The following is a 20,858-nucleotide window of genomic DNA, read 5'->3' as shown; positions in this document are numbered from 1 at the left end:
CGCTAGCGCAGGCCGCCGCCTCTGCCTATACACCGGCCATGCGTGCGATCATCACAGCCGCCCTTTTGCTCGCCACCCCGGCCGCTGCCAACCCGCCAGGGTCGGTTCTGGCCGATCTGGTCGCCGGCCGCGATGCCCGCGCGCCGCAGCTGGCGGGTGTGATCGGTGTGGTCGCCAGCCGCGACCGCATCCTGCGCGCCGAAGCCCATGGGCTGGCCGACATCGCCGCTGCCCGCCCGCTCACCACCGACAGCGTGGTGCGCGTCGCCTCCATCTCCAAACTGGTGGTGGCCCTTGCCGTGTGGCGGCTGGTGGAACAGGGCAGGCTCGACCTTGACCGCGATGTCAGCCTTTATCTCGGCTGGCCGCTGCGTCACCCCAATGCCCCCGACCGGCCGGTGACGCTGCGCCAACTGCTGTCGCACACCAGCGGCATTGTCGATGGCCCCGGCTATGGCTTCGCGCTGGAGGAGCAGCTGCGGACCAGGCTGACGCCGCAGCACTGGGGCCCCGCTGCGCCGGGTGGCCGCTTTGAATATGCCAATCTCAACTATGGCATCATCGCCACGGTGATGGAGGCGGCCACAGGCGAGCGCTTTGACCGGCTGATGACCCGTCTGGTGCTGGCGCCGCTCGGCATCGATGCCGGTTACAACTGGCAGGGCGCGTCTGATGCTGCGGTGGCCCGCGCCGCCGTGCTCTATCGCAAGGGGGCCGACGAAGCCCATTGGGACCCGGCCGGGCCGTGGGTGCCCCAGGTTGATGATCTCCACGGCCAGCGCAGTCCCTGCCCGGTGCGCAGCACGGCCGGCTGTGATCTCGCCGCCTATGTGCCGGGCAGCAACGGCACGATCTTTTCGCCACAGGGCGGCCTGCGCATCAGCCTCACCGATCTCGCCCGCATCGGGCAATTGCTGCTGCGCGGCGGGGAGGTTGCCATTGGAAATCGATCCGTCCGCCTGCTGAAACCCGCCAGCGTGAAGGCGATGTTCACGCCCGTCTGGCAGGCCGGAAAGGGCGTGCCCGGCGATGATTATCATGGCCAGATGCTGTGTTACGGCGCCGGGCCGCACTGCCTGTCGGGCCGGGCCGGCGCCACGGATCAGCCGGTGAAGGGCGCGCGCTGGTGGGGGCATCTGGGCGAAGCCTATGGCCTGCTCGCCGGCCTTTGGGTGGATCAGCGGCGCGGCCGGGTGATCGCCTATGCCCTGACCGGCAGCGCCGCCGATCCCTTTGCTGCGCCCCGGCTGCGCTCGCAGTTCAGTTCGGCGGAAGACATCATCATGGCCGAGCTGGCACAATGACGTTGCAGGAAATGGCAGCGCTTCCCTTCCTGTGCCACCCTCAAGGGGCCAATCCGGCGATGGGAGTCGAGACATGATCGGATACGCACTTTTCGGCAGCAATGATCTGCCGCGCAGCTTTGCCTTTTACGATGCCCTGTTTGCCAGCATCGGCGTCAACCGCCTGATGGAATTCCCCACCGGCGCGGTGTGCTGGGGCACCAGCTGGGCGCAGCCGATGCTGGGCGTGGGCCCCGCCTTTGATGGCCAGCCCGCCACCGCCGGCAATGGCACGATGATCGCCCTGGTGGTGGACACGCGCGCCAAGGTGGATGCCATGTATCAGGCCGCCATGGCCGCCGGTGGCGGCGACGAAGGCGGGCCGGGCGTGCGCGGTGAAGAAGGCCCCCAGGCCTTTTACGCCGCCTATTTCCGCGATCCGGATGGCAACAAATTGTGCGCCTTCCGGGTGGGGCCGGCCTGACCTGACCGACCTGGAGATCATCGAGGCCGAGCTGAAGGCCCGCGACCGCGATCGCTGGCTGGCGTGTCTTTACGCGCCGGCAGGCGCGCGGCCGGGCCTCATTGCCCTGATGGCGCTGGATTGCGAGCTGGCCCAGCTGGCGGTGACCACCACCGAGCCGATGCTGGGCGAAATCCGTCTGGCCTGGTGGCGGGAACGGCTCGAAGGGCTGGATGCGGGCGAGGTGCCGGCCCAACCGCTGCTGGCCGCGTTGGCCGCCCATGTGCTGCCCATGGTGACCGGCGCGGCGCTGGCCGGGCTGGAGGATCGCTGGATCGACATGCTGGGCCATGATGGCGTGACCGATGCGCATGTGGCCGGCGGCGGGCTGTTGTTCCGTCTCGCGGCGCGGCTGCTGGGCGCAGACGCGGAGCACGCCGACGCGCTGGGCCGGGCCTGGGTGCTGGGCGAAGCGGTGCCGGGCCGCACGCCGGGGCCGCTGCGGCCCTTGCGGGCGCTGGCGGCGCTGGCGCTGCGCGATGCCGAACAGGCGCGGGCCGGGCAGCCGGTGGAGCCGCGCGGCAGCCTTGGCCGGCAGTGGCGCATGCTGAAGGCGGTTGCCTTCGGGCGGTGAGCCGGCGTATCGCTCACCGCGTCAGGGTCTGTGGCGGGAGCATATGTCATGCGCCGGATCCTGGGTTTTGTGGTGGCGCTGGCCGGCCTGCTGGCCGCAGGGGCGATCTTGTGGCGGGCCCCGCCGGTGACCGAGCCGGCTGCCGCGCTCGCCGTCGCCGATGCCGATCCCGATGGCCAGCCGGCCGACGCCGCGCCCCCCGATGAAGCCCCGAAAGCCCCGATGAGCGCCGCCCAGCGCGAGGCCCGGCGGCTGGCACGTTATGACAAGGATGATGACGGCGCGGTGAGCCGGGGCGAGTTTCTGGCCAACCGCCAGAAGGCCTTTGCCAAGGCCGACCGCAACCATGACGGCCGGCTGGATTTCGAGGAATATGCCGTGGCCACCGCCACCAAATTCGCCCGCGCCGACCGCGACGCCGATGGCCGGCTGACCGCAAAGGAATTCGCGACGACCGCGGTGAAGCGCAAGGCGAAGGCCGCGTGCGTGTGCCCGGTGGCGGAGGGCGAGTGATCCGACCGCGAAGATCCTCCCCCTCTGGGGGAGGTGCCGAGTGCAGCGAGGCGGAGGGGGCGCCTACGCCGGTACATATGCGCCCCCTCCGCCCTTCGGGCACCTCCCCCAGAGGGGGAGGATGGTGATCAGACCGCCTGCATCCATTCGGCCAGATCCGCCCGCGCCCGGGCCACCAGGGCCGGCTTGCGCTGATCCTTCTTCACCGTTTGGGCCAGCGGCGGGAACAGGCCGAAGTTGACGTTCATCGGCTGGAAGGTCTCGGCCACGGCGCCGCCGGTGATGTGGGAGAGGAGCGCGCCCAGCGCCGTGGTCGGCGGCGGCGGCACCGGGCTGCGGCCCTGCCGTTCGGCGATGACGAAGCGCGCCGCCATCAGGCCAACGGCAGCGGATTCGACATAGCCTTCGCACCCTGTGATCTGGCCGGCAAAACGCACGGCGGGCATCGCCTTCAACCGCAGCGTTGCATCCAGCAGGCGCGGCGCGTTGATGAAGGTGTTGCGGTGCAGGCCGCCCAGCCGGGCGAATTGCGCGTTTTCGAGGCCGGGAATGGTGCGGAACACCCGCACCTGTTCGGCATGCTTCATCTTGGTCTGGAAACCGACCATGTTCCACAGCGTGCCGAGCGCATTGTCCTGCCGCAGCTGCACCACGGCCCAGGCGCGGCGGCCGGTGGCGGGGTTGGTCAGCCCTACCGGCTTCATCGGGCCAAAGCGCGGCGTGTCGCGGCCACGTTCGGCCATCACCTCGATCGGCATGCAGCCATCGAAATAGGGGGTGTTGGCCTCCCACTCCTTGAAGCTGGTCTTCTCGGCCGACAGCAGCGCGTCGATGAACGCCTCATACTGCGCCTTGTCCATCGGGCAGTTGAGATAGTCTTTCTGACCTCCCTTGTCCCACCGGCTCTGGAACCAGGCGACATCAAGGTTGATCGAATCGAAATGGATGACGGGCGCGATGGCATCGAAGAAGGCGAGGCTGTCCTCCCCGGTCAGGCTGCGGATGGCTTCGGCCAGCGGCGCGGCGGTCAGCGGCCCGGTGGCGATGATGGTCTGGCCCCAATCGGCCGGCGGCAGTCCGGGTACCAGTTCGCGCACGATCGTCACATTGGGATGATTGGCAAGGCGCTGGGTGACGCCATCGGAAAACTGGTCACGGTCCACCGCCAGCGCAGAACCGGCCGGCACGCGCGCCTTGTCGGCCTCGGCCATGATGATGCTCGAAAGCGCGCGCATCTCCTGGTGGATCAGGCCAACGGCATTGTTGTCGGGATCATCGCTGCGGAAACTGTTGGAGCAGACGAGTTCGGCAAGGCCATCGGTCTTGTGTGCCTCGGTGGCGCCAACACCGTCAGGCGCCCCGCGCATTTCGTGGATGACAACGGGGATGCCGGCGCTGGCCAGCTGCCAGGCGGCTTCGGAACCGGCGAGGCCGCCGCCGATGATATGGACTGGGTTGGTCATGCCCGGCCCTATGCGGCAGGGCGGCCGGATTATCCAGCGTCCTCGCCGCCGCGTGCCCAGCGCCGGGCGGCATCCAGCCCGCTTTCGGGAAAGCAGCGCAGCTCGGCCGGATAGAGCGGGGCGAACAGGCGCACCAGCGGGCCGACCCAGCCGGCATCGGAGACGATGGCGGCGCGGCGCAGGAAGTCGCGGTGGTGCAAGTGGAAGACCAGATCGCGCCACCAGACTTCGGGCGCGATCCTGCCCAGGCGGCGCACCACTTCGACGAAATCGATGCGGCGGTGGCGGGTGAGCAGCTGGTCCACCGCCGTCACCACTGCCTCATAATCGGGGCGGGTAATGGCACCATCCACCACCACCTCGATGAAGCCGGCCTCATCATCCACGGTCATGCTGAGCATATCTTGACCCTCCCTGGCCGCAGAGCTTGCCAAGCCCTTGATGCACCGCAATAAGGGCAAGCCGCAGTGGCCTGCCGCAGTGCGGGAAGCGCCTCAAAGGGCCCCGGAAAAATGCGGAAGCGCGGCAGAATGTCGCTGTTTTGCCTTCCCATGCCGCAAGCGCCTCGCTATACCCCGGATGGTCTGGCGCCCGGTCGGGCCGTCCAACTGGAAGAATGAACATGCACGTGCGGCCAGCATGCGGCCGGGCCAGTGTGGCTTGGCAGGATTGAGCGCATGCCGAAACTGACGGTCGATGGAATCGAAGTGGAGGTGCCGGGCGGCGCCACCGTGCTGCAGGCCTGTGAAGCGGCCGGGGCGGAGATTCCGCGTTTCTGTTATCACGAGCGGCTGTCGATTGCCGGCAACTGCCGCATGTGCCTGGTGGAAATGGAAAAATCGCCCAAGCCGGTGGCCAGTTGCGCCATGCCGGCGGCCGATGGCCAGGTGATCCACACCAAGTCGGAAAAGGTGAAGAAGGCCCGCGAGGGGGTGATGGAGTTTCTGCTCATCAACCACCCGCTGGATTGCCCGATCTGTGACCAGGGCGGTGAGTGTGATCTGCAGGATCAGGCCATGGCCTATGGCCGGGGCGCCAACCGCTATGAGGAAAACAAGCGGGCGGTGACCGAGAAATATATGGGCCCGCTGATCAAGACGGTGATGACGCGGTGCATCCACTGCACCCGCTGCGTGCGCTTTGCCGAGGAAGTCGCCGGGGTCGAGGAGATCGGCGCCATCGGCCGGGGCGAATCGATGCAGATCACCTCCTATCTGGAGCGGGCCGTCACCTCCGAAGTGTCGGGCAATGTGATCGATCTGTGTCCCGTCGGCGCGCTCACCTCCAAGCCCTATGCCTTCCAGGCGCGCCCGTGGGAGCTGAAGAAGACCGATTCGATCGATGTGATGGATGCCATCGGCAGCAACATCGTGGTGGGCAGCCGCGGCGCCGCCGTGCTGCGCGTGACGCCGCGCATCAATGACGACGTGAACGAGGAATGGCTGGCCGACAAGAGCCGCTTTGCCATCGATGGCCTCAGCGAACGCCGGCTCGACACGCCGTGGGTGCGGGTGGGTGGCAAGCTGCAAAAGGCGAGCTGGGCCGAAGCGTTCCAGGCAATTGCCGCCGGGCTGAAGGGCCTTTCCGGTGCCGAGATTGCCGGCGTGGTGGGTGACCTTTGCGCCGTCGAAGACATGGTGGCGTTCAAGGACCTGCTGGCCGGGCTGGGCGCGACGCGGATCGAGTGCCGGCAGGATGGCGCGCTGTTCGATGCGGGCGAGCCGGCCGGCTGGCTGTTCGGCACGGGCCTTGCCGCGGCCGAAACCGCCGATGCGATCCTGCTGATCGGCACCAACCCGCGCCACGAGGCCGCGCTATTGAACGTGCGGCTGAGGAAGGCGGTGAAGAAGGGCGGCGCCAAGGCGTTCAGCATCGGGCCGGATGTCGATCTGTCCTTCCCGCTGACCCAGTTGGGCGATGATGCCGCGCTGCTGGCCGATCTGCCGGCGGCGGTGGTGGAGGCTTTTGCGCAGGCGCAGCGGCCGATGATCCTGGTGGGCATGGGCGCGCTGAAGACGCCGGGCCTGTATGAAGCCGCGCGCGCTGCGGCCACACGGCTGAACGTGGTGCGCGATGGCTGGAACGGCTTCAACCTGGTGCACACGGCCGCTGCGCGCGCCGGCGCGCTGCGGCTGGGCCTGGCGGTTGATGGCGGCATCAACGCGCTGATGGGCGATGCCGACGTGAAGGCGCTGTTCCTGCTGGGCGCGGATGAAGTCAATGTGCAGGCCGGGCGTTTCACCGTCTATGTCGGCACCCACGGCGATCGCGGCGTGGCGCATGCCGATGTGATCCTGCCGGCAGCGGCCTACACCGAAAAGGCCGGCATCTATGTCAACATGGAAGGCCGGGTGCAGCGGGCGCTGAAGGCGACGCAGCCGCCCGGCGACGCGCGCGAGGATTGGACGATCATGCGCGCCCTGTCGTCCGTGCTGGGCGTGAAGCTGCCTTATGATGATCTCATTGCCCTGCGCGCGCGTATTGCCACCGAATGGCCGGATCTGGCCACCGATGGCCTGATTGCGCGCACCGCGACGCTGGCTGCGGTCACCGCGCCGCCGCTGCGTGGCCCGCTCCATCATATTTACAGCAATTATCAGCTGACCAACCCGATCGCACGGGCCAGCGCCACCATGGCCGCCTGCGTGTCGTCGCTGCTGGCGCCCGAAAGCCGGGAGGCGGCGGAATGACCTACACCGGCTGGTTCGTTGAACAGTTCGGCGCTGGCCTGGGCTGGTTCCTTGCCAATCTCACGCTCATTCTCGCCATCGCCTTCCCGGTGATGGTGGGTGTGGCGCTGGCGGTTTATGCTGATCGCAAGATCTGGGCGGCGATGCAGATGCGGCGCGGCCCCAACGTGGTCGGCCCGTTCGGCATCCTGCAAACCTTTGCCGATGCTGCAAAATTGTTCCTGAAGGAAACCATCATCCCGGCCGGCGCCTCCACCGGCGTGTTCCTGCTCGCCCCGATGATCAGCTTCACGCTGGCGCTGGTGGTGTGGGCGGTGATGCCGTTCGATGCCGGCCTGGTGCTGGCTGATCTCAATGTCGGCCTGCTCTATATCTTCGCCGTCTCCTCGATGGGCGTCTATGGCATCATCATGTCGGGCTGGGCGTCCAACTCCAAATATGCCTTCCTCGGCGGCCTGCGCTCGGCGGCGCAGATGGTTTCCTACGAAGTTTCGATGGGTTTCATCCTCGTTGCAGTGATGATGTACGCCCAGAGCCTCAACCTGTCTGACATCGTCATGTCCCAGAAGGGCAATGTGCTGGGCATCTTGAACGGCAATATTTTCAATCCCTTGCTGTTCCCGATGGGCATCATGTTCTTCATCACCGCGCTCGCCGAAACCAACCGGCCGCCGTTCGATCTGCCCGAGGCCGAAGCCGAACTCGTCGCCGGTTACCAGGTCGAATATTCGAGCATGTCCTTCGCGCTCTTCTTCCTCGGCGAATATGCCAATATCCTGTTCATGTGCGCGCTGATCCCCACCCTGTTCCTGGGCGGGTGGCTGCCGCCGCTCGATCTGCCGTTCCTCTATGCCATTCCGGGCTTTGTCTGGTTCCTCGGCAAGATGGCCTTCCTGTTCTTCCTGTTCGCCTGGGTGAAGGCGACGGTGCCGCGCTACCGCTATGACCAGCTGATGCGGCTGGGCTGGAAGGTGTTTCTGCCGCTGTCGCTGTTCTGGGTGGTCGTGGTCTCGGGCTGGCTGATGTTCACCGGGCATTTCGCCGCCGCGCCGGGAGTGATGTGATGACCGCGCTGCTCCGCTCCGCCAAGTCGTTGCTGCTGCTGGAATTTGTCTCCGGCCTGTGGCTGACGCTGCGCTATGTGTTCCGGCCCAAGGCGACGCTGAACTATCCTTATGAAAAGGGCCCGGTGTCCCCGCGCTTCCGCGGCGAACATGCGCTCAGGCGCTATCCCAACGGCGAGGAACGCTGCATTGCCTGCAAGCTGTGCGAAGCCGTGTGCCCGGCCCAGGCCATCACCATCGAGGCCGAACCGCGCGCCGATGGTTCGCGGCGGACGACGCGGTACGACATCGACATGACCAAGTGCATCTATTGCGGCCTGTGCCAAGAGGCCTGCCCGGTCGATGCCATTGTCGAAACGCCGAATTTCGAATTCTCGGTCGAGACGCGCGAGGAGCTGATCTATACCAAGGACAAGCTGCTGGCGAACGGCGAGAAGTGGGAACGCGCCATCGCCGCCAACATCGCGGCCGACGCGGAGTATCGCTGATGGCCGCGTTCGCTTTCTATCTCTTCGCCGGGCTGCTGCTCACCAGCGGCCTGATGGTGATCACCGCCAAGAACCCGGTGCACAGTGTGCTGTGGCTGATCCTCGCCTTCTTCAACGCCGCCGGCCTGTTCATCCTGTTGGGCGCCGAGTTTCTGGCGATGCTGCTGGTCATCGTCTATGTCGGCGCGGTCGCGGTGCTGTTCCTGTTTGTCGTCATGATGCTCGACATTGATTTCAAGGCCTTGCAGCGCGGCGCGTTGCAGAATCTGCCGCTGGGCCTGGCCGTGTCGGGTGTGATCCTGGCCGAGGTGCTGCTGGTCGCCAGCGGCTGGACCGCGGGGCAGGGCGTCATCGTCCACGAAGCGCTGGCCGGGCCGCCGCCGGGGATGACCAACACCCAGTGGATCGGCAGCCAGCTCTACACCCGCTATTTCTTCGTCTTCTCCATGTCGGGCCTCATCCTGCTCGCGGCCATGATCGGCGCCATCGTGCTGACGCACCGCCGCCGCGTGGGCATCAAGAAGCAGAGCATCGCCGCCCAGAATGCGCGCACGCCGGGCGGCACCGTCGCCGTGGGCAAGGCCGCCATCGGCCAGGGGGTGGAACTGTGATCGGGCTCACCCATTATCTGGCCGTTTCGGCCGCGCTGTTCGTGCTCGGCGTGTTCGGGATTTTCCTCAACCGCCGCAACATCATCATCATCCTGATGGCGCTCGAACTGATCCTGCTCAGCGTCAACATCAACCTCGTCGCTTTCTCGGCCTATCTGCACCAGGTGCATGGCCAGATTTTCGCGATGTTCGTGCTGACCGTGGCGGCCGGGGAAGCGGCCATCGGTCTGGCCATATTGGTGATCTATTTCCGCAACCGCGGCACGGTGGCGGTGGATCAAGCCGATCTGATGAAGGGCTGACATGATCACCGTGCTTGTCTTCCTGCCGCTGCTGATGGCGGCCATCGCCGGCCTGGGTGGCCGCGTGATCGGCCACACCGCTGCCAAGGCCCTGACCACTGGCGGCCTGTTCGTTTCGGCGGCGCTGGCCTGGGTGACGTTCGTTGGCTTCTGGTTGAACGGCGCCGAGGCGAGCGTTGTGCCGGTGCTGGACTGGATCGAAAGCGGCGCGCTGTCGGTCAAATGGGCGCTGAAGGTCGATACGCTCACCGCCGTGATGCTGGTGGTGGTGACCAGCGTATCGGCGCTCGTCCACCTCTACAGCTGGGGCTATATGGCGGAAGACCCGTCGCAGAGCCGCTTCTTCGCCTATCTGTCGCTGTTCACCTTCGCCATGCTGATGCTGGTGACGGCGGACAATCTGGTGCAGATGTTCTTCGGCTGGGAAGGCGTGGGTCTCGCCTCCTATCTGCTGATCGGTTTCTGGTACACCAAGCCATCGGCCAACGCCGCCGCCATCAAGGCCTTCGTGGTCAACCGGGTGGGCGATTTCGGCTTCTCGCTCGGCATCTTTGCCACCTTCATGGTGTTTGGCACCGTTTCCATCGATGCCATCCTGGCGGCCGTGCCGCAGCACAGCGGCCAGACGTTCAGCTTCCTCGGCGGGCAGGTCGATGTGATGACCTGCCTTTGCCTGCTGCTGTTCGTCGGCGCCTGCGGCAAGTCTGCCCAGTTGGGCCTGCACACCTGGCTGCCCGATGCCATGGAAGGCCCGACGCCGGTTTCGGCCCTGATCCACGCCGCCACCATGGTGACGGCCGGTGTGTTCATGGTCTGCCGCCTGTCCCCGATGTTTGAAGCCAGCCCCACTGCGCAGGCGGTTGTCTGTGTGCTGGGTGCCTGCACGGCGCTGTTCGCCGCGACGGTGGGCATGGTGCAGAACGACATCAAGCGGGTGATCGCCTATTCCACCTGCTCGCAGCTCGGTTACATGTTCTTTGCCGCTGGCGCCGGGGCCTATGGCGCGGCGATGTTCCACCTGTTCACCCACGCCTTCTTCAAGGCGCTGCTGTTCCTGGGGGCGGGCAGTGTCATCCACGCCATGCATCACGAGCAGGACATGCGCTTCTATGGCGGCCTGCGTCGCCACATCCCGATCACCTTCTGGATGATGACGATCGGCACGCTGGCCTTGACCGGCTTCTTCTTCACCGCCGGCTATTATTCCAAGGATGCCATCCTGGAAGCGGCGTTCGCCAGCGGCACCAGCCACGGCATGTTCGCCTTCTTCGTGGGGGCGATCGTGGCGGCGCTGACCAGCTTCTATTCGTGGCGGCTGGTGTTCCTGACCTTCTTCGGAAGCCCGCGCTGGGCCGGCAGTGAGCATATCCAGCATGCCGCGCATGATGCGCACCATGGCCATGATGATCATCATCACGCGCACGGCCATGATGATCCGACCGCCGGCTATCACCCGCACGAAAGCCCGATCACCATGCTGATCCCGCTGTTCGTGCTTGGTGTCGGCGCGCTGCTGGCCGGGTTCGTGTGGCACGAACAGTTCGTTGGCGCCGAAGGTGGCGCAGAATTCTGGCGCGGCAGCCTGGCGTTCAACGAACATCTGATGCACGCCATGCACGAGGTGCCGGCCTGGGTGGTCTACACGCCGTCCGTGGCGTTCTTCGCAGGGCTTGGCCTCGCCTGGCATGTGTTCCTGAACAAGCCGTCGATCCCGAAATGGTGGCAGAACGAGGTGCCGGGCCTGTATCAATTCCTCTTGCGGAAATGGTATTTCGACGAGCTGTACAACGCGATCTTCGTCAAGCCGGCCCTGTGGTTTGGTCGGATGTTCTGGACCCGCGGTGACCAGCAGACGATCGATCGTTTTGGCCCCAATGGCGCTGCCGATGTGGTGGTGGCCGGTGCCGGTCTCGCCCGCCGCTTCCAGTCGGGTTATGTCTATTCCTACGCTCTGGTGATGCTGGTCGGCCTGGCCGCCGCTGCCGCCTGGATGATGCGCTGATGCCGATCCTTTCGATCATGATTCTGCTGCCGGTGGTGGCAGCGTTGGTGGTGGCAACGCTGCCGGGTGGCGAGCAGGAGCGCGCCGGCCGGGCGCGGGTGGTGGCGCTGGCCACCACGCTGGTGGAATTCGGCGCCGGCATCTGGCTGTGGCTGAACTTTGATCAGAGCTCGGCCGCCTTCCAGTTCCCGGAACAGTTGCAGCTGTTCGCGCCCTATTTCAGCTGGTCGCTGGGCATTGATGGCATCGCGCTGATGCTGATCGAGCTTTCGGTGTTCCTGATGCCGCTGTGCGTGCTGGCGAGCTGGGAAGCGGTGCAGAAGCGCGTGCCGGAATATATGGCGGCGTTCCTGCTGATGGAATCGCTGATGATCGGCACCTTCGCGGCGCGGGACATCTTCCTCTTCTATCTGTTCTTCGAAGGCGGCCTGATCCCGATGTTCCTGATCATCGGCATCTGGGGCGGCGCGCGGCGCATTTATGCGTCCTACAAATTCTTCCTCTACACGCTGCTCGGCTCGGTGCTGATGCTGGTCGCCATGCTGTGGATGGTGGGCCAGGCCGGATCGTCGGACATCGGCGATCTGAGCAAGTATGATTTCGCCAAGGACGCGCAGTTCTGGCTGTTCCTCGCCTTCTTCGCCAGCTTTGCGGTGAAGATGCCGATGTGGCCGGTGCACACCTGGCTGCCCGATGCCCACGTGGAGGCGCCCACTGCGGGCTCCGTCATCCTCGCCGGTGTGCTGCTGAAACTGGGCGGCTACGGCTTCATCCGCTTCTCGCTGCCGATGTTCCCCGATGCCTCGGCCCAACTGATCTGGCTGGTGTTCGCGCTGTCCATGGTCGCGGTGGTCTACACATCGCTGGTGGCGCTGGTGCAGCACGACATGAAGAAGCTGATCGCCTATTCATCGGTAGCCCACATGGCGTTCGTGACGGGCGGCCTGTTTGCGCTGAACACGCAGGGCATCGAGGGCGCGATGGTGATGATGCTGTCCCACGGCCTCGTTTCGGGCGCGCTGTTCCTGTGTGTCGGTGTGATCTATGACCGGCTGCACACCCGCGAGATCGGCCGTTATGGCGGTCTGGCGGACACCATGCCGAAATATGCGCTGGTGCTGCTGTTCTTCACCATGGCCAGCGTTGGCCTGCCGGCAACATCGGGCTTTGTCGCCGAATTCCTGGTGCTGCTCGGCCTGTATCAGACCAGCACCTGGGCGACCTTCGTGCTCACCACCGGCATCATTCTGGGCGCCGGTTACATGCTCTGGCTCTATGCGCGCGTCGCCTATGGCAAGGCGGCGGGCGAGGACACGCGGGCGATGCCGGATCTTTCGGCCCGCGAGATCGCCATTCTGGCGCCCATCATCATCGCCACGCTGTGGATGGGCATTTATCCCAAGAGCTTCCAGCAGCCGATGAAACCGGCGATTGCCGCCGTGGTCGCCCGGCTGGAAGGCCGCGAACTGGCTACCGTGCCGACGGACATGACGCTGTCGCCCGCGCTGCCGGCGCTGGAAAGCCCTGCCCAGGCCAACACTGCCCATGCTGGGGGCCACCACTGATGCACCCGATCTTCGCCTCCATCGCCATTGCCGGCCCGGAAACCATCCTGACGCTGGGCAGCCTGGCCGCGCTGATGCTCGGCACCTTCACGCCGAAGCACCGCGCGCTGGTGGTGACCAGCCTGTTCGCCGTGGCAATTCTGGCCGTCGCCGGCTTCAGCCTGGTCGATGCCCCGGCCGGGCGCAGCATCGCCTTTGACGGGCTTTATGTCGCCGATGATTTTTCCGCCTATCTGAAGGTGATCATCATGGCCGCCGCTGCGGCTTCGGTGCTGCTGGCGCTGCCGTGGCTGCAGGAAAGCGGTGCTGGCCGCTTTGAATATCCGGTGCTGATGCTGCTCGCGGCGTTGGGCATGGCGATGATGGTCTCGGCCAATGATCTGCTCACCCTCTATGTCGGGCTCGAGCTGGCGGCGCTGCCCTCCTATGTGCTCGCCGCCTTCAGCCGCACCGATGACCGTTCGGCCGAAGCCGGCCTCAAATATTTCGTGCTGGGGGCGCTGGCCTCGGGGATGCTGCTCTATGGCGTCACCCTCGTCTATGGCTTTGCCGGTTCGACCCAGCTCGATGTGATTGCCCAGCTGGTCTCGGCCCAGGCGGAACGCTCGATCGGCCTGTTGTTCGGCATCGTCTTCATCCTCGCTGGCCTCGCCTTCAAGGTCTCGGCCGTGCCGTTCCACATGTGGACGCCCGATGTCTATGAAGGCGCGCCCACCCCGGTGGCGGCCTTTTTCTCGGCGGCGCCCAAGGCGGCAGCGCTGGGCCTGATGGCACGGGTGCTGGTGGTGGCCTTCCCCGGCAAGGTGGCGGCCGATTGGCAGCAGATCATCATGTTCATCGCCATCGCCTCCATGGTGCTGGGCGCGGTGGCGGCGGTGGCGCAAACCAACGTCAAGCGCCTACTCGCCTATAGCTCCATCGCCAACATCGGCTTTGCGCTGGTCGGCCTGTCTCCCGGCAGCCCGGCAGGCATTTCGGCGCTGCTCTTCTATGTCACCGTCTATGTGGCGATGACGCTGGGCAGCTTCCTGGTCGTGCTGCAGCTGCGCCGGCCCGATGGCGGCACGGTGGAAACCATGGCCGATCTGGCCGGCCTGTCGAAAACTCAGCCGAAGCTGGCGCTGGCGCTGGCCATCTTCATGTTTTCCCTCGCCGGCATTCCGCCGCTGCTTGGCTTCTGGCCCAAGTTCGCGGTGTTCCAGGCCGCGATTGCCTCGGGCCTCTTGGGCCTGGCCATCATCGGCTTCATCGCCTCGGTCGTCGCGGCCTTTTATTATCTGCGGCTCATCAAGATCATGTATTTCGATGAACCGGCGGTGGCGCTGGCCAGCGAGGGCAGCCCGGTCAACGGCGCGCTGATTGCGGCTTGCGCGCTGTTCTGCTCGCCGCTTGGCATGCTCGCCATGTCGCCGCTGGCGGTGGCGACGGCGCGCGCGGCTGCGGCGCTGTTTCCGGCTTGATGACAGCTGATGTCACCCACCTCGCCGAGGTGGGCTCCACCAACGACTGGCTGCTGGCCCGCGCCGATGCGCTGCCCGATGGCCATTGGGTGATTGCCGATCGCCAGACGGCCGGGCGCGGCCGGCGTGGGCGGGTGTGGAACGATGGCAGTGATCAGGGCCTTGGCAACTTCATGGGATCGGTGCTGGTGAAGGCCGATGGCCCGGTGCAACAGTTGAGCTTCGTGGCGGCGCTGGCGCTGCACGACGCCCTGGCGGCAGTGAGTGGTGCGGCGGCCCGTTTCACGCTGAAATGGCCCAATGACGTGCTGCTGGATGGCACCAAATGTTCGGGCATCCTGCTGGAACGACAAGGGGCGGCGCTGGTGATCGGCATCGGCGTCAATCTGGCCCACCACCCGCATGGCACCGAACGGCCTGCCACCAGCCTCGCCGCCGCTGGCCTGCCGGTGCCAACGCCGCTTGCCGTGCTCGATGCGCTGGCCCCGGCCTTTGCCCGGTGGCGGGCCGTGTGGGCGGCCGATGGCTTTGCCCCGATCCGTGACCAGTGGTTGGCGCGCGCAGCCGGGGTGGGCGGGCGCATCGTCGCGCGCCTGGGCCATGAAAGCCCGGAAGGCGTGTTTGCCGGCCTGGGTGATGATGGCGCATTGCTGCTGGCCGGCGATGATGGCAGCCTGCGCGCCATCCATGCCGGCGAAGTCTTCGCGCTTTAGGAGTGTTGGGCCATGCTGCTGGCCATTGACGTGGGCAACACCAACATCGTCTTCGCCCTGTGCGAAGGCGATGAGATCATGCACCGCTGGCGCATTTCCACCGATGGCCAGCGCACAGCCGATGAATATGCGGTGTGGCTGCACCAGCTGATGGCGCTGGAAGGGGTGGCGATGGGCATCGTCGATGCGGCGATCATCTCCACCGTGGTGCCGCCCACATTGTTCAACCTGCAGCGCCTGTGCCGCAAATATTTCAATGTCGAACCGCTGGTGGTGGCCGTGGGCCAGATCGATATGGGGCTGGACATCGCCCTGCCCAACCCGGCCGAGGTCGGGGCGGACCGGCTGGTCAACGCGGTTGCCGCCCATGATGAATGGGCCGGCGATCTGATTATCATCGATTTCGGCACCGCCACCACCTTTGATGTCGTTTCGGCCGATGGCGCCTATCAGGGCGGGGCGATTGCGCCGGGCATCAACCTGTCGATGGACGCGCTCTATCAGGCCGCCGCCAAACTGCCGCGCATCGCGGTGGAGCCGCCGCCGGGCGATCTTGGCGCCATCGGCAAGGGCACCGTGCACGCGATGCAATCAGGGCTGTTCTGGGGCTATGTTGGCTTGATCGAAGGGCTGGTGGCGCGGCTGTCGGCCGAACTGCCGTCAATGCCCACGGTGATCGCCACCGGCGGTCTTGCCACCTTGTTCCAGCGCCACACACCTGCGATAGCCCATGTCGACGGTGATCTCACCATTCGCGGCCTGATCCGCCTCCACATATTGAACGCAAAGCAGAATTGAATGACCCCTGGTAACGAGTTGATTTTCCTGCCGCTGGGCGGGTCAGGCGAGATTGGCATGAACGTCAATCTCTATGGCGCCAACGGCAAATGGGTGATGGTTGATCTGGGGATGACCTTTGGTGATCCCCGCTATCCCGGCATTGATGTCGTGCTGCCCGATCTCGCCTTCATCGAGGAGCGGCGCAAGGATCTGCTCGGCATCGTGCTCACCCACGGGCATGAGGATCATATCGGCGCCATCCCCTATCTGGCGGCCGAACTGAAGGTGCCGCTCTATGCCACCCCGTTCACCGCCGGCCTGATCGCCAAGAAGCTGGAGGAGGAAGGGCTGCTGGGTGAGGTGAAGCTGCACATCGTGCCGATGGGCGGCACGCTGCAGCTGGGGCCGTTCGGGTTCAAATATGTCGCGCTCGCGCACTCCATCCCGGAAGGCAATGCGCTGATCATCGACACACCCTATGGCCGCATCTTCCACACCGGCGACTGGAAGCTGGATGATGCGCCACTGCTCGGCAATCCGGTGACGGCGGCCGAACTGAAGGCCATTGGTGATGAGGGCATATTGGCGCTCGTTGGCGATTCCACCAACGTGTTCAACCCGGAAGCCTCGGGCAGCGAAAGCGATGTGAAGGATGGCCTGATGCGCCTCATAAAGGCGCGCAAATCGGGTCGGGTGCTGGTGACGACCTTTGCCAGCAATGCCGCGCGGCTGGGCACGCTGGGCCAGGTCGCCAAGGCCGCCGGGCGCGAGCTGGTGCTGGCCGGGCGCAGCATGGACCGTATCGTCAAGGTGGCGCGCGCCACCGGCTATCTCACCGATCTGCCCGATCCGGTCGATTGGGAAACCGCGATGACGCTGCCGCGAAACAAGGTGCTGATCCTGTGCACCGGTGCGCAAGGCGAACCGCAGGCGGCGCTCTCCCGCATTGCCGAGGGCAGCCATCCGGTGCTGAAGCTGGAGCCGGGCGATCTGGTTGTCTATTCATCGAAGCAGATACCGGGCAACGAGCTCAGCATCGGCCGGGTGCAGAATGCCCTGGCCAGCCGCGGCATCGATATCGTCACCGAAAAACAGGCGCATGTGCACGTGTCGGGCCACCCCGGCCAGCCGGAGCTGGAGGCCATGTATGAATGGATCCGGCCCCAGATCGCCATTCCCGTGCATGGCGAACGCCGGCACATGGAAGAACATGCCAAGCTGGCCAAGGCGTGCGGCGTGCCCCAGGCGCTGGTGCCGGTGAACGGCAGCGCGATCCGGCTGGCACCCGATGGGCCCAAGCTTTTGGGCCATGAAAAGGCCGGGCGGCTGGTTCTGGATGGCGATGTGATCCTGCCCGCCGATGGCGCCACCATCGTTGAACGGCGGCGGCTGGCGCACAACGGCATGATCGCAGTCGCCGTGGTGGTGGGCCGCAACGGCCTGCCGGCCGCCACGCCGAAGGTGAGCGCGCAGGGCGTGCCGGTGGAGGAAGACAAGGCGGAATTTCTGGATGCCTGTGCCGAAGCGGCCGAAAAGGCGGCGGCGAAGGCGGATGCAAAGCGGCCTGACGCCTATGCCGAGGCCATTCGCGTCGCCGTCCGCCGCGTCGCGCGCGATTGGACGGGCAAGAAGCCGGTGACCGATGTGCAGGTGATCCGGCTGTGAAGCTCCAGTCCGCGCTGGCCATCTATCTGTTGTTCTGGACGCTCACCCTGTTTGCCGTCTTGCCGTTTGGCGTGAAGACGGCGGACGAGGATGGCAGCGAGCCGGTGCCGGGCCAGGCGACTTCGGCGCCATCCAATCCGATGATCCTGAAAAAGATGCTGTGGACCACGGCGATCAGCGCCGTGCTGTTCGGCCTGTTCATGGCCAATTATGTCTATGGCTGGGTGGGCGTGGACGATGTGCCCTTCTGGCAGACCCGCGGGCCCTATGCGCCGGTGCAGGGCTGACGCGCGGCGGCGACGAAGGCGCTTGCCAGCGTGCTATCGAGCCGGCCGTCGACACGCAGGCCAGAACACACATCCAGCCCCGCCGGCCTTACCCGTGCCACGGCTTCGGCCGCGTTGCCGGGGTTCAGACCGCCGGCGAGAAAGACTGGCACCGGGCTTGCTGCCACGAAGGCGGCGCTGACCGCCCAGTCATGCACCCGGCCGGTGCCACCCAGCTCGTTGCGGGACGGCCGGCCGGAATCGAGCAGGAAGCCGGTGACATGGGGGCCGTGGGCGGGGATCATGGCCAGCGCGGTTTCGTCCTCCACATGGACGACCTGCCAGCGTTCATGATTGGGCAGCAGCCGGGCCAGCTTTTCCTGCTCATCCGGTTCAATGTGGCTGACAATCTGCACGCCCTTCACCCCGGTGCGCCGCACATGACCGGCGATGGCGCTGGCGGTGGTTTCAGCGGTCAGCAACAGACTGAGCACATGCGGCGGCAGGCCAGCGGCGATGGCGGCGATCTCATCATCACGGATTGGCCCCGGCCCGCTTGGCATCGCGGCGACCAGCCCCAGCACCTCGGCCCCGGCCGCCAGCGCCAGCCGGGCTTCCGCCGGGGACGCGATGCAACAGATCTTGATGCGGATCAGTTGAACCGCCCGGCGGCCTGGCCCAGCGCCAGATAAAGTTTGCCCAGGGTGGACGACAGCAGCACGGCGCCCAGCGCCTCGCCGCCGCGCTCCGGCATGATCTCACCGATCAGCGCTTCGAAATCGGCGAGGAAGCGGCCGGCTTCGGCGCGGAATTCGCTGTCGTGCTGGAAATGGCGGACGAACTGGCGGCCGGTGCCATGATCGAGCCCCTGTTCCAGCCGGCGGGCGATGGCGGCGCGGTCACCGGCGGCATAATCGCCCCACGCCTTGTCATCCACGTCGAAGTCCAGCAGCCTTGCCATGTCCACAGCGCTGCCCTGCAAACTGTCGATCAGGCTGTTGGCACGGCGGCCCAGCGCGTTGCGGGCGCGCACATCGGCCCGGGTTTCCACCGCCGCCACATGCGCTTCCACCTCGGCCAGCGTGCTGGTGAGCGACAGGATGCGTTGCGTCACCCGTTCCGCGGCGGCCTGGGCGGCATCGCCGGCCTTGCCCTGCAGGGCTACCAATTCTTCGATCCGTTGGCGAATGGGGGCCGCAAAGGCGGTTTCGGCGCGGCTGCTGGCGGCTTCGCCCAGAGCGGCCTCGGCTTCGGCCACCACGCCGTCGAGCGCGGTGCGCATCGCACCGGCGGCGGCCTGGGCGACATCGCGCACGCGACCGAAACTATCGATGAGATCGGTCGAAGTGGTCAGCGCCAACCGCCCAGTGTCGGCCTCGAGGCTGCGCAGCTGGTCCTGGGCGCGGGCGATTGCGTCGGCCAGTTCGGCGCTGCTGGCGGCAAGGGCTTCGCGGGCGAAGGCCAGCCGGTCGCTGGCGCTGCCAACATTGTTGCTGCTGGCCAGGATGGGCTCGGCCAGCGCCTCGGCCTCGGCCTTCAGGGCGGCGAGGCGGGTGGACAGCGTGGCGATCAGCGGTTCGGTTGCCGGCACGCGCGTGTCGAGCAGGGTCAGCGTCGCCTGGGCTTCGGCACTGATGCCGGCGAGCTGGCCCTGCAGCTGCGCCAGGGTGGCCGCGGCACTGTCGATCGGCTGCCCCAGCGCGCTGGCACTTGCGGTCGCACTGGTCATGCCCTCGTCAAGGCTGGCCAGCGCCGCACTGCTGGCCTGCATGGCGGCGGTGAGGCGGGCCTCCATCGCTTCCACCCGGGCGGCCAGATCGGTCACAAGCTGCCCGGCGTTGGCCCCGGCCGTCTCGATTTCGGCCGCCACCCGGCTGGCCAGCGTCTGCAGCGTCGTCAGCCGTTCGTCGAGGGTGCGGGCGGCTTCGCCACCGATGTGCGCCAGCGTGGTGCGGGCCTGGTCCAGCCCGGCCAGCATGGCGCTGGTCTGGGTGTGCACCGCCTCGCGCGTGCCATCCACCACCGCCAGCGTGCGGTTGCTGGCAGCATCCAGCGCGGCTTGCAGGGTTGCCAGCGGCGTTTCGACGGCGGCGCGGGCGGCGTCTGCGGCGTTGGTCAGCTGGGCGAGGCTGGCGGCACCGGCCTCCCCCAGGGCGCCGATCTCGCGGGCGCTGCTGGCCGCGGCGCTGCGGGCCTGGGCTTCGGCCTCACTGGCGCGGGTGTAAAGGGCAGCGAGCAGCGTTTCGGTTTCGGCCAACTGGGCGCGCAGCTGGTTGTCGGCGCGGCCCAGCAGTTCAATCAGGCTGTCGGCCTGGGCGGTGGCGGCCGGCACGGCGCCGGCCACCTCATTGGCGGCGGCCGTCGCCTGGGCGATGGTGCGGGCCAGCGCATCGTTGCTGGCGTCAAGGGCGCGGCCGGCATCGGCAATGGCGCCGGCATGGACGGTGACCGGCTTGGCCAGGGCGGCGATGCGGTGGGCGGTGGTGTCAAGCTGTTCCTGCAGCGCCGCCAGCGCGGCAGCGCTGCGCTCCACCTCGATGGCGGCCAGTTTGGCGCGGGTTTCAGCGGTTTCGGCGCGCAACGCGGCGATCGCGCCGGCATCACGCAGCTGCAGCACCGCCAGCCAGACCACGGCCAGCGGCGCCAGCAGCGCCAGCCCGGCGATGATCAGCGGCTGTGCGCCATCGGCGAGCACGATCTGCCCGGTGAAGGCGGCCCAGCCGGCACCGATACCGGCCACCCACAGCAGGCTGGCAACGGCGGCGATGATCCACGGCCAGCGGCGCGGAGGCAAGGGGGTGAACAGATCGTCCATGGCCAATCACAAACAGGAAAAGGGGCCGCCGTTCAAGCCGGCAGCCCCCTGTTATCCTGCAATGGCAAAGATTCCGCGAAC

At 66.5% G+C, this 20,858-nt stretch carries 20 protein-coding genes; 16 read left to right on the top strand and 4 right to left on the bottom strand.

The annotated features are described in order from the left end of the window. The first annotated feature begins 38 nt into the window (after positions 1-38). From AC6BOR_RS04415 to AC6BOR_RS04400, 4 genes are all read left to right on the top strand, one after another. Positions 39-1,304: a serine hydrolase domain-containing protein gene (locus tag AC6BOR_RS04415; protein WP_498059985.1), complete on the top strand. Its 1,266-nt coding sequence runs from the start codon at positions 39-41 to the stop codon at positions 1,302-1,304. A gap of 73 nt (positions 1,305-1,377) precedes the next feature. After that, positions 1,378-1,767, top strand: coding sequence for a VOC family protein (locus AC6BOR_RS04410; RefSeq protein WP_086116973.1), 390 nt, complete (start codon positions 1,378-1,380; stop codon positions 1,765-1,767). Then, positions 1,727-2,380: a squalene/phytoene synthase family protein gene (locus AC6BOR_RS04405; protein ID WP_498059984.1), complete on the top strand. Its 654-nt coding sequence runs from the start codon at positions 1,727-1,729 to the stop codon at positions 2,378-2,380. Before AC6BOR_RS04410 ends, AC6BOR_RS04405 begins: the two co-directional genes overlap by 41 nt. 48 nt (positions 2,381-2,428) lie before the next feature. After that, a complete protein-coding gene (locus tag AC6BOR_RS04400) occupies positions 2,429-2,893 on the top strand; it encodes an EF-hand domain-containing protein (RefSeq protein WP_498059983.1) in 465 nt (154 codons plus the stop codon). A 128-nt stretch (positions 2,894-3,021) separates the two neighbouring features. Here AC6BOR_RS04400 and trmFO read toward each other — a convergent pair whose 3' ends face one another. Together trmFO and AC6BOR_RS04390 are read right to left on the bottom strand one after the other, a co-directional pair. Further along, on the bottom strand, positions 3,022-4,356 hold the full coding sequence (gene trmFO, locus AC6BOR_RS04395) for a methylenetetrahydrofolate--tRNA-(uracil(54)-C(5))-methyltransferase (FADH(2)-oxidizing) TrmFO (RefSeq protein WP_498059982.1): 1,335 nt from the start codon (positions 4,354-4,356) through the stop codon (positions 3,022-3,024). Between the two features lie 29 nt (positions 4,357-4,385). Then, a complete protein-coding gene (locus tag AC6BOR_RS04390) occupies positions 4,386-4,757 on the bottom strand; it encodes a SpoIIAA family protein (RefSeq protein WP_498059981.1) in 372 nt (123 codons plus the stop codon). Positions 4,758-5,033: 276 nt separating this feature from the next. On the opposite strand from AC6BOR_RS04390, the gene nuoG reads away from it, so the two are divergent. Genes nuoG through AC6BOR_RS04330 form a run of 12 tightly spaced genes read left to right on the top strand, consistent with a single transcriptional unit; the run spans position 5,034 to position 17,983 of the window. After that, positions 5,034-7,046, top strand: coding sequence for an NADH-quinone oxidoreductase subunit NuoG (nuoG, locus tag AC6BOR_RS04385; protein ID WP_498059980.1), 2,013 nt, complete (start codon positions 5,034-5,036; stop codon positions 7,044-7,046). Next, the gene (gene nuoH, locus AC6BOR_RS04380; RefSeq protein ID WP_498059979.1) at positions 7,043-8,110 is read left to right on the top strand and encodes an NADH-quinone oxidoreductase subunit NuoH; all 1,068 of its coding nucleotides are present in this window, start codon (positions 7,043-7,045) and stop codon (positions 8,108-8,110) included. Before nuoG ends, nuoH begins: the two co-directional genes overlap by 4 nt. Next, the gene (gene nuoI / locus AC6BOR_RS04375) at positions 8,110-8,598 is read left to right on the top strand and encodes an NADH-quinone oxidoreductase subunit NuoI (RefSeq protein WP_094473736.1); all 489 of its coding nucleotides are present in this window, start codon (positions 8,110-8,112) and stop codon (positions 8,596-8,598) included. The genes nuoH and nuoI overlap by 1 nt, the downstream gene beginning before the upstream one ends. Continuing rightward, positions 8,595-9,209: an NADH-quinone oxidoreductase subunit J gene (locus AC6BOR_RS04370; protein ID WP_207759257.1), complete on the top strand. Its 615-nt coding sequence runs from the start codon at positions 8,595-8,597 to the stop codon at positions 9,207-9,209. Before nuoI ends, AC6BOR_RS04370 begins: the two co-directional genes overlap by 4 nt. After that, entirely contained in the window at positions 9,206-9,511 is a 306-nt protein-coding gene (nuoK, locus tag AC6BOR_RS04365; protein WP_086116982.1) for an NADH-quinone oxidoreductase subunit NuoK, read from the top strand. Before AC6BOR_RS04370 ends, nuoK begins: the two co-directional genes overlap by 4 nt. Position 9,512: 1 nt before the next feature. Continuing rightward, positions 9,513-11,513, top strand: a complete 2,001-nt coding sequence (gene nuoL / locus AC6BOR_RS04360) for an NADH-quinone oxidoreductase subunit L (RefSeq protein WP_498059978.1) — start codon at positions 9,513-9,515, stop codon at positions 11,511-11,513. Beyond that, positions 11,513-13,078: an NADH-quinone oxidoreductase subunit M gene (locus AC6BOR_RS04355; RefSeq protein WP_498059977.1), complete on the top strand. Its 1,566-nt coding sequence runs from the start codon at positions 11,513-11,515 to the stop codon at positions 13,076-13,078. The genes nuoL and AC6BOR_RS04355 overlap by 1 nt, the downstream gene beginning before the upstream one ends. Next, complete coding sequence (gene nuoN, locus AC6BOR_RS04350) at positions 13,078-14,538, top strand: NADH-quinone oxidoreductase subunit NuoN (RefSeq protein WP_498059976.1); 1,461 nt, start codon at positions 13,078-13,080, stop codon at positions 14,536-14,538. The genes AC6BOR_RS04355 and nuoN overlap by 1 nt, the downstream gene beginning before the upstream one ends. After that, positions 14,538-15,251 carry a biotin--[acetyl-CoA-carboxylase] ligase gene (locus AC6BOR_RS04345; protein ID WP_498059975.1) on the top strand — a complete coding sequence of 238 codons (714 nt, stop codon included), beginning with the start codon at positions 14,538-14,540 and terminating at the stop codon, positions 15,249-15,251. The genes nuoN and AC6BOR_RS04345 overlap by 1 nt, the downstream gene beginning before the upstream one ends. Positions 15,252-15,263: 12 nt before the next feature. Next, entirely contained in the window at positions 15,264-16,049 is a 786-nt protein-coding gene (locus AC6BOR_RS04340; protein ID WP_086116986.1) for a type III pantothenate kinase, read from the top strand. Continuing rightward, positions 16,050-17,696, top strand: a complete 1,647-nt coding sequence (locus AC6BOR_RS04335) for a ribonuclease J (protein ID WP_498059974.1) — start codon at positions 16,050-16,052, stop codon at positions 17,694-17,696. Next, positions 17,693-17,983, top strand: a complete 291-nt coding sequence (locus tag AC6BOR_RS04330) for a DUF1467 family protein (protein ID WP_498059973.1) — start codon at positions 17,693-17,695, stop codon at positions 17,981-17,983. Before AC6BOR_RS04335 ends, AC6BOR_RS04330 begins: the two co-directional genes overlap by 4 nt. Here AC6BOR_RS04330 and AC6BOR_RS04325 read toward each other — a convergent pair. Together AC6BOR_RS04325 and AC6BOR_RS04320 are read right to left on the bottom strand one after the other, a co-directional pair. Further along, complete coding sequence (locus AC6BOR_RS04325; RefSeq protein ID WP_498059972.1) at positions 17,962-18,525, bottom strand: phosphoribosylanthranilate isomerase; 564 nt, start codon at positions 18,523-18,525, stop codon at positions 17,962-17,964. The genes AC6BOR_RS04330 and AC6BOR_RS04325 overlap by 22 nt on opposite strands. Positions 18,526-18,614: 89 nt before the next feature. Continuing rightward, a complete protein-coding gene (locus AC6BOR_RS04320) occupies positions 18,615-20,777 on the bottom strand; it encodes a hypothetical protein (protein ID WP_498059971.1) in 2,163 nt (720 codons plus the stop codon). Positions 20,778-20,858 lie beyond the last annotated feature (81 nt).

This window comes from Sandarakinorhabdus sp. FBCC-B8862, assembly GCF_059745315.1.
This window is presented reverse-complemented; position numbering and strand designations above follow the sequence as displayed.

Coding starts and splice junctions, on each gene's coding strand:
- nuoN (WP_498059976.1), top strand. CDS start 13,078: ATGCACCCGATCTTCGCCTCCATCGCCATTGCCGGCCCGGAAACCATC.
- nuoL (WP_498059978.1), top strand. CDS start 9,513: ATGATCACCGTGCTTGTCTTCCTGCCGCTGCTGATGGCGGCCATCGCC.
- AC6BOR_RS04400 (WP_498059983.1), top strand. CDS start 2,429: ATGCGCCGGATCCTGGGTTTTGTGGTGGCGCTGGCCGGCCTGCTGGCC.
- AC6BOR_RS04335 (WP_498059974.1), top strand. CDS start 16,050: ATGACCCCTGGTAACGAGTTGATTTTCCTGCCGCTGGGCGGGTCAGGC.
- AC6BOR_RS04340 (WP_086116986.1), top strand. CDS start 15,264: ATGCTGCTGGCCATTGACGTGGGCAACACCAACATCGTCTTCGCCCTG.
- AC6BOR_RS04410 (WP_086116973.1), top strand. CDS start 1,378: ATGATCGGATACGCACTTTTCGGCAGCAATGATCTGCCGCGCAGCTTT.
- AC6BOR_RS04355 (WP_498059977.1), top strand. CDS start 11,513: ATGCCGATCCTTTCGATCATGATTCTGCTGCCGGTGGTGGCAGCGTTG.
- trmFO (WP_498059982.1), bottom strand. CDS start 4,356: ATGACCAACCCAGTCCATATCATCGGCGGCGGCCTCGCCGGTTCCGAA.
- AC6BOR_RS04345 (WP_498059975.1), top strand. CDS start 14,538: ATGACAGCTGATGTCACCCACCTCGCCGAGGTGGGCTCCACCAACGAC.
- AC6BOR_RS04320 (WP_498059971.1), bottom strand. CDS start 20,777: ATGGACGATCTGTTCACCCCCTTGCCTCCGCGCCGCTGGCCGTGGATC.
- AC6BOR_RS04405 (WP_498059984.1), top strand. CDS start 1,727: ATGGCAACAAATTGTGCGCCTTCCGGGTGGGGCCGGCCTGACCTGACC.
- nuoG (WP_498059980.1), top strand. CDS start 5,034: ATGCCGAAACTGACGGTCGATGGAATCGAAGTGGAGGTGCCGGGCGGC.
- AC6BOR_RS04415 (WP_498059985.1), top strand. CDS start 39: ATGCGTGCGATCATCACAGCCGCCCTTTTGCTCGCCACCCCGGCCGCT.
- nuoH (WP_498059979.1), top strand. CDS start 7,043: ATGACCTACACCGGCTGGTTCGTTGAACAGTTCGGCGCTGGCCTGGGC.
- AC6BOR_RS04325 (WP_498059972.1), bottom strand. CDS start 18,525: ATGCCAAGCGGGCCGGGGCCAATCCGTGATGATGAGATCGCCGCCATC.
- AC6BOR_RS04390 (WP_498059981.1), bottom strand. CDS start 4,757: ATGCTCAGCATGACCGTGGATGATGAGGCCGGCTTCATCGAGGTGGTG.
- nuoI (WP_094473736.1), top strand. CDS start 8,110: ATGACCGCGCTGCTCCGCTCCGCCAAGTCGTTGCTGCTGCTGGAATTT.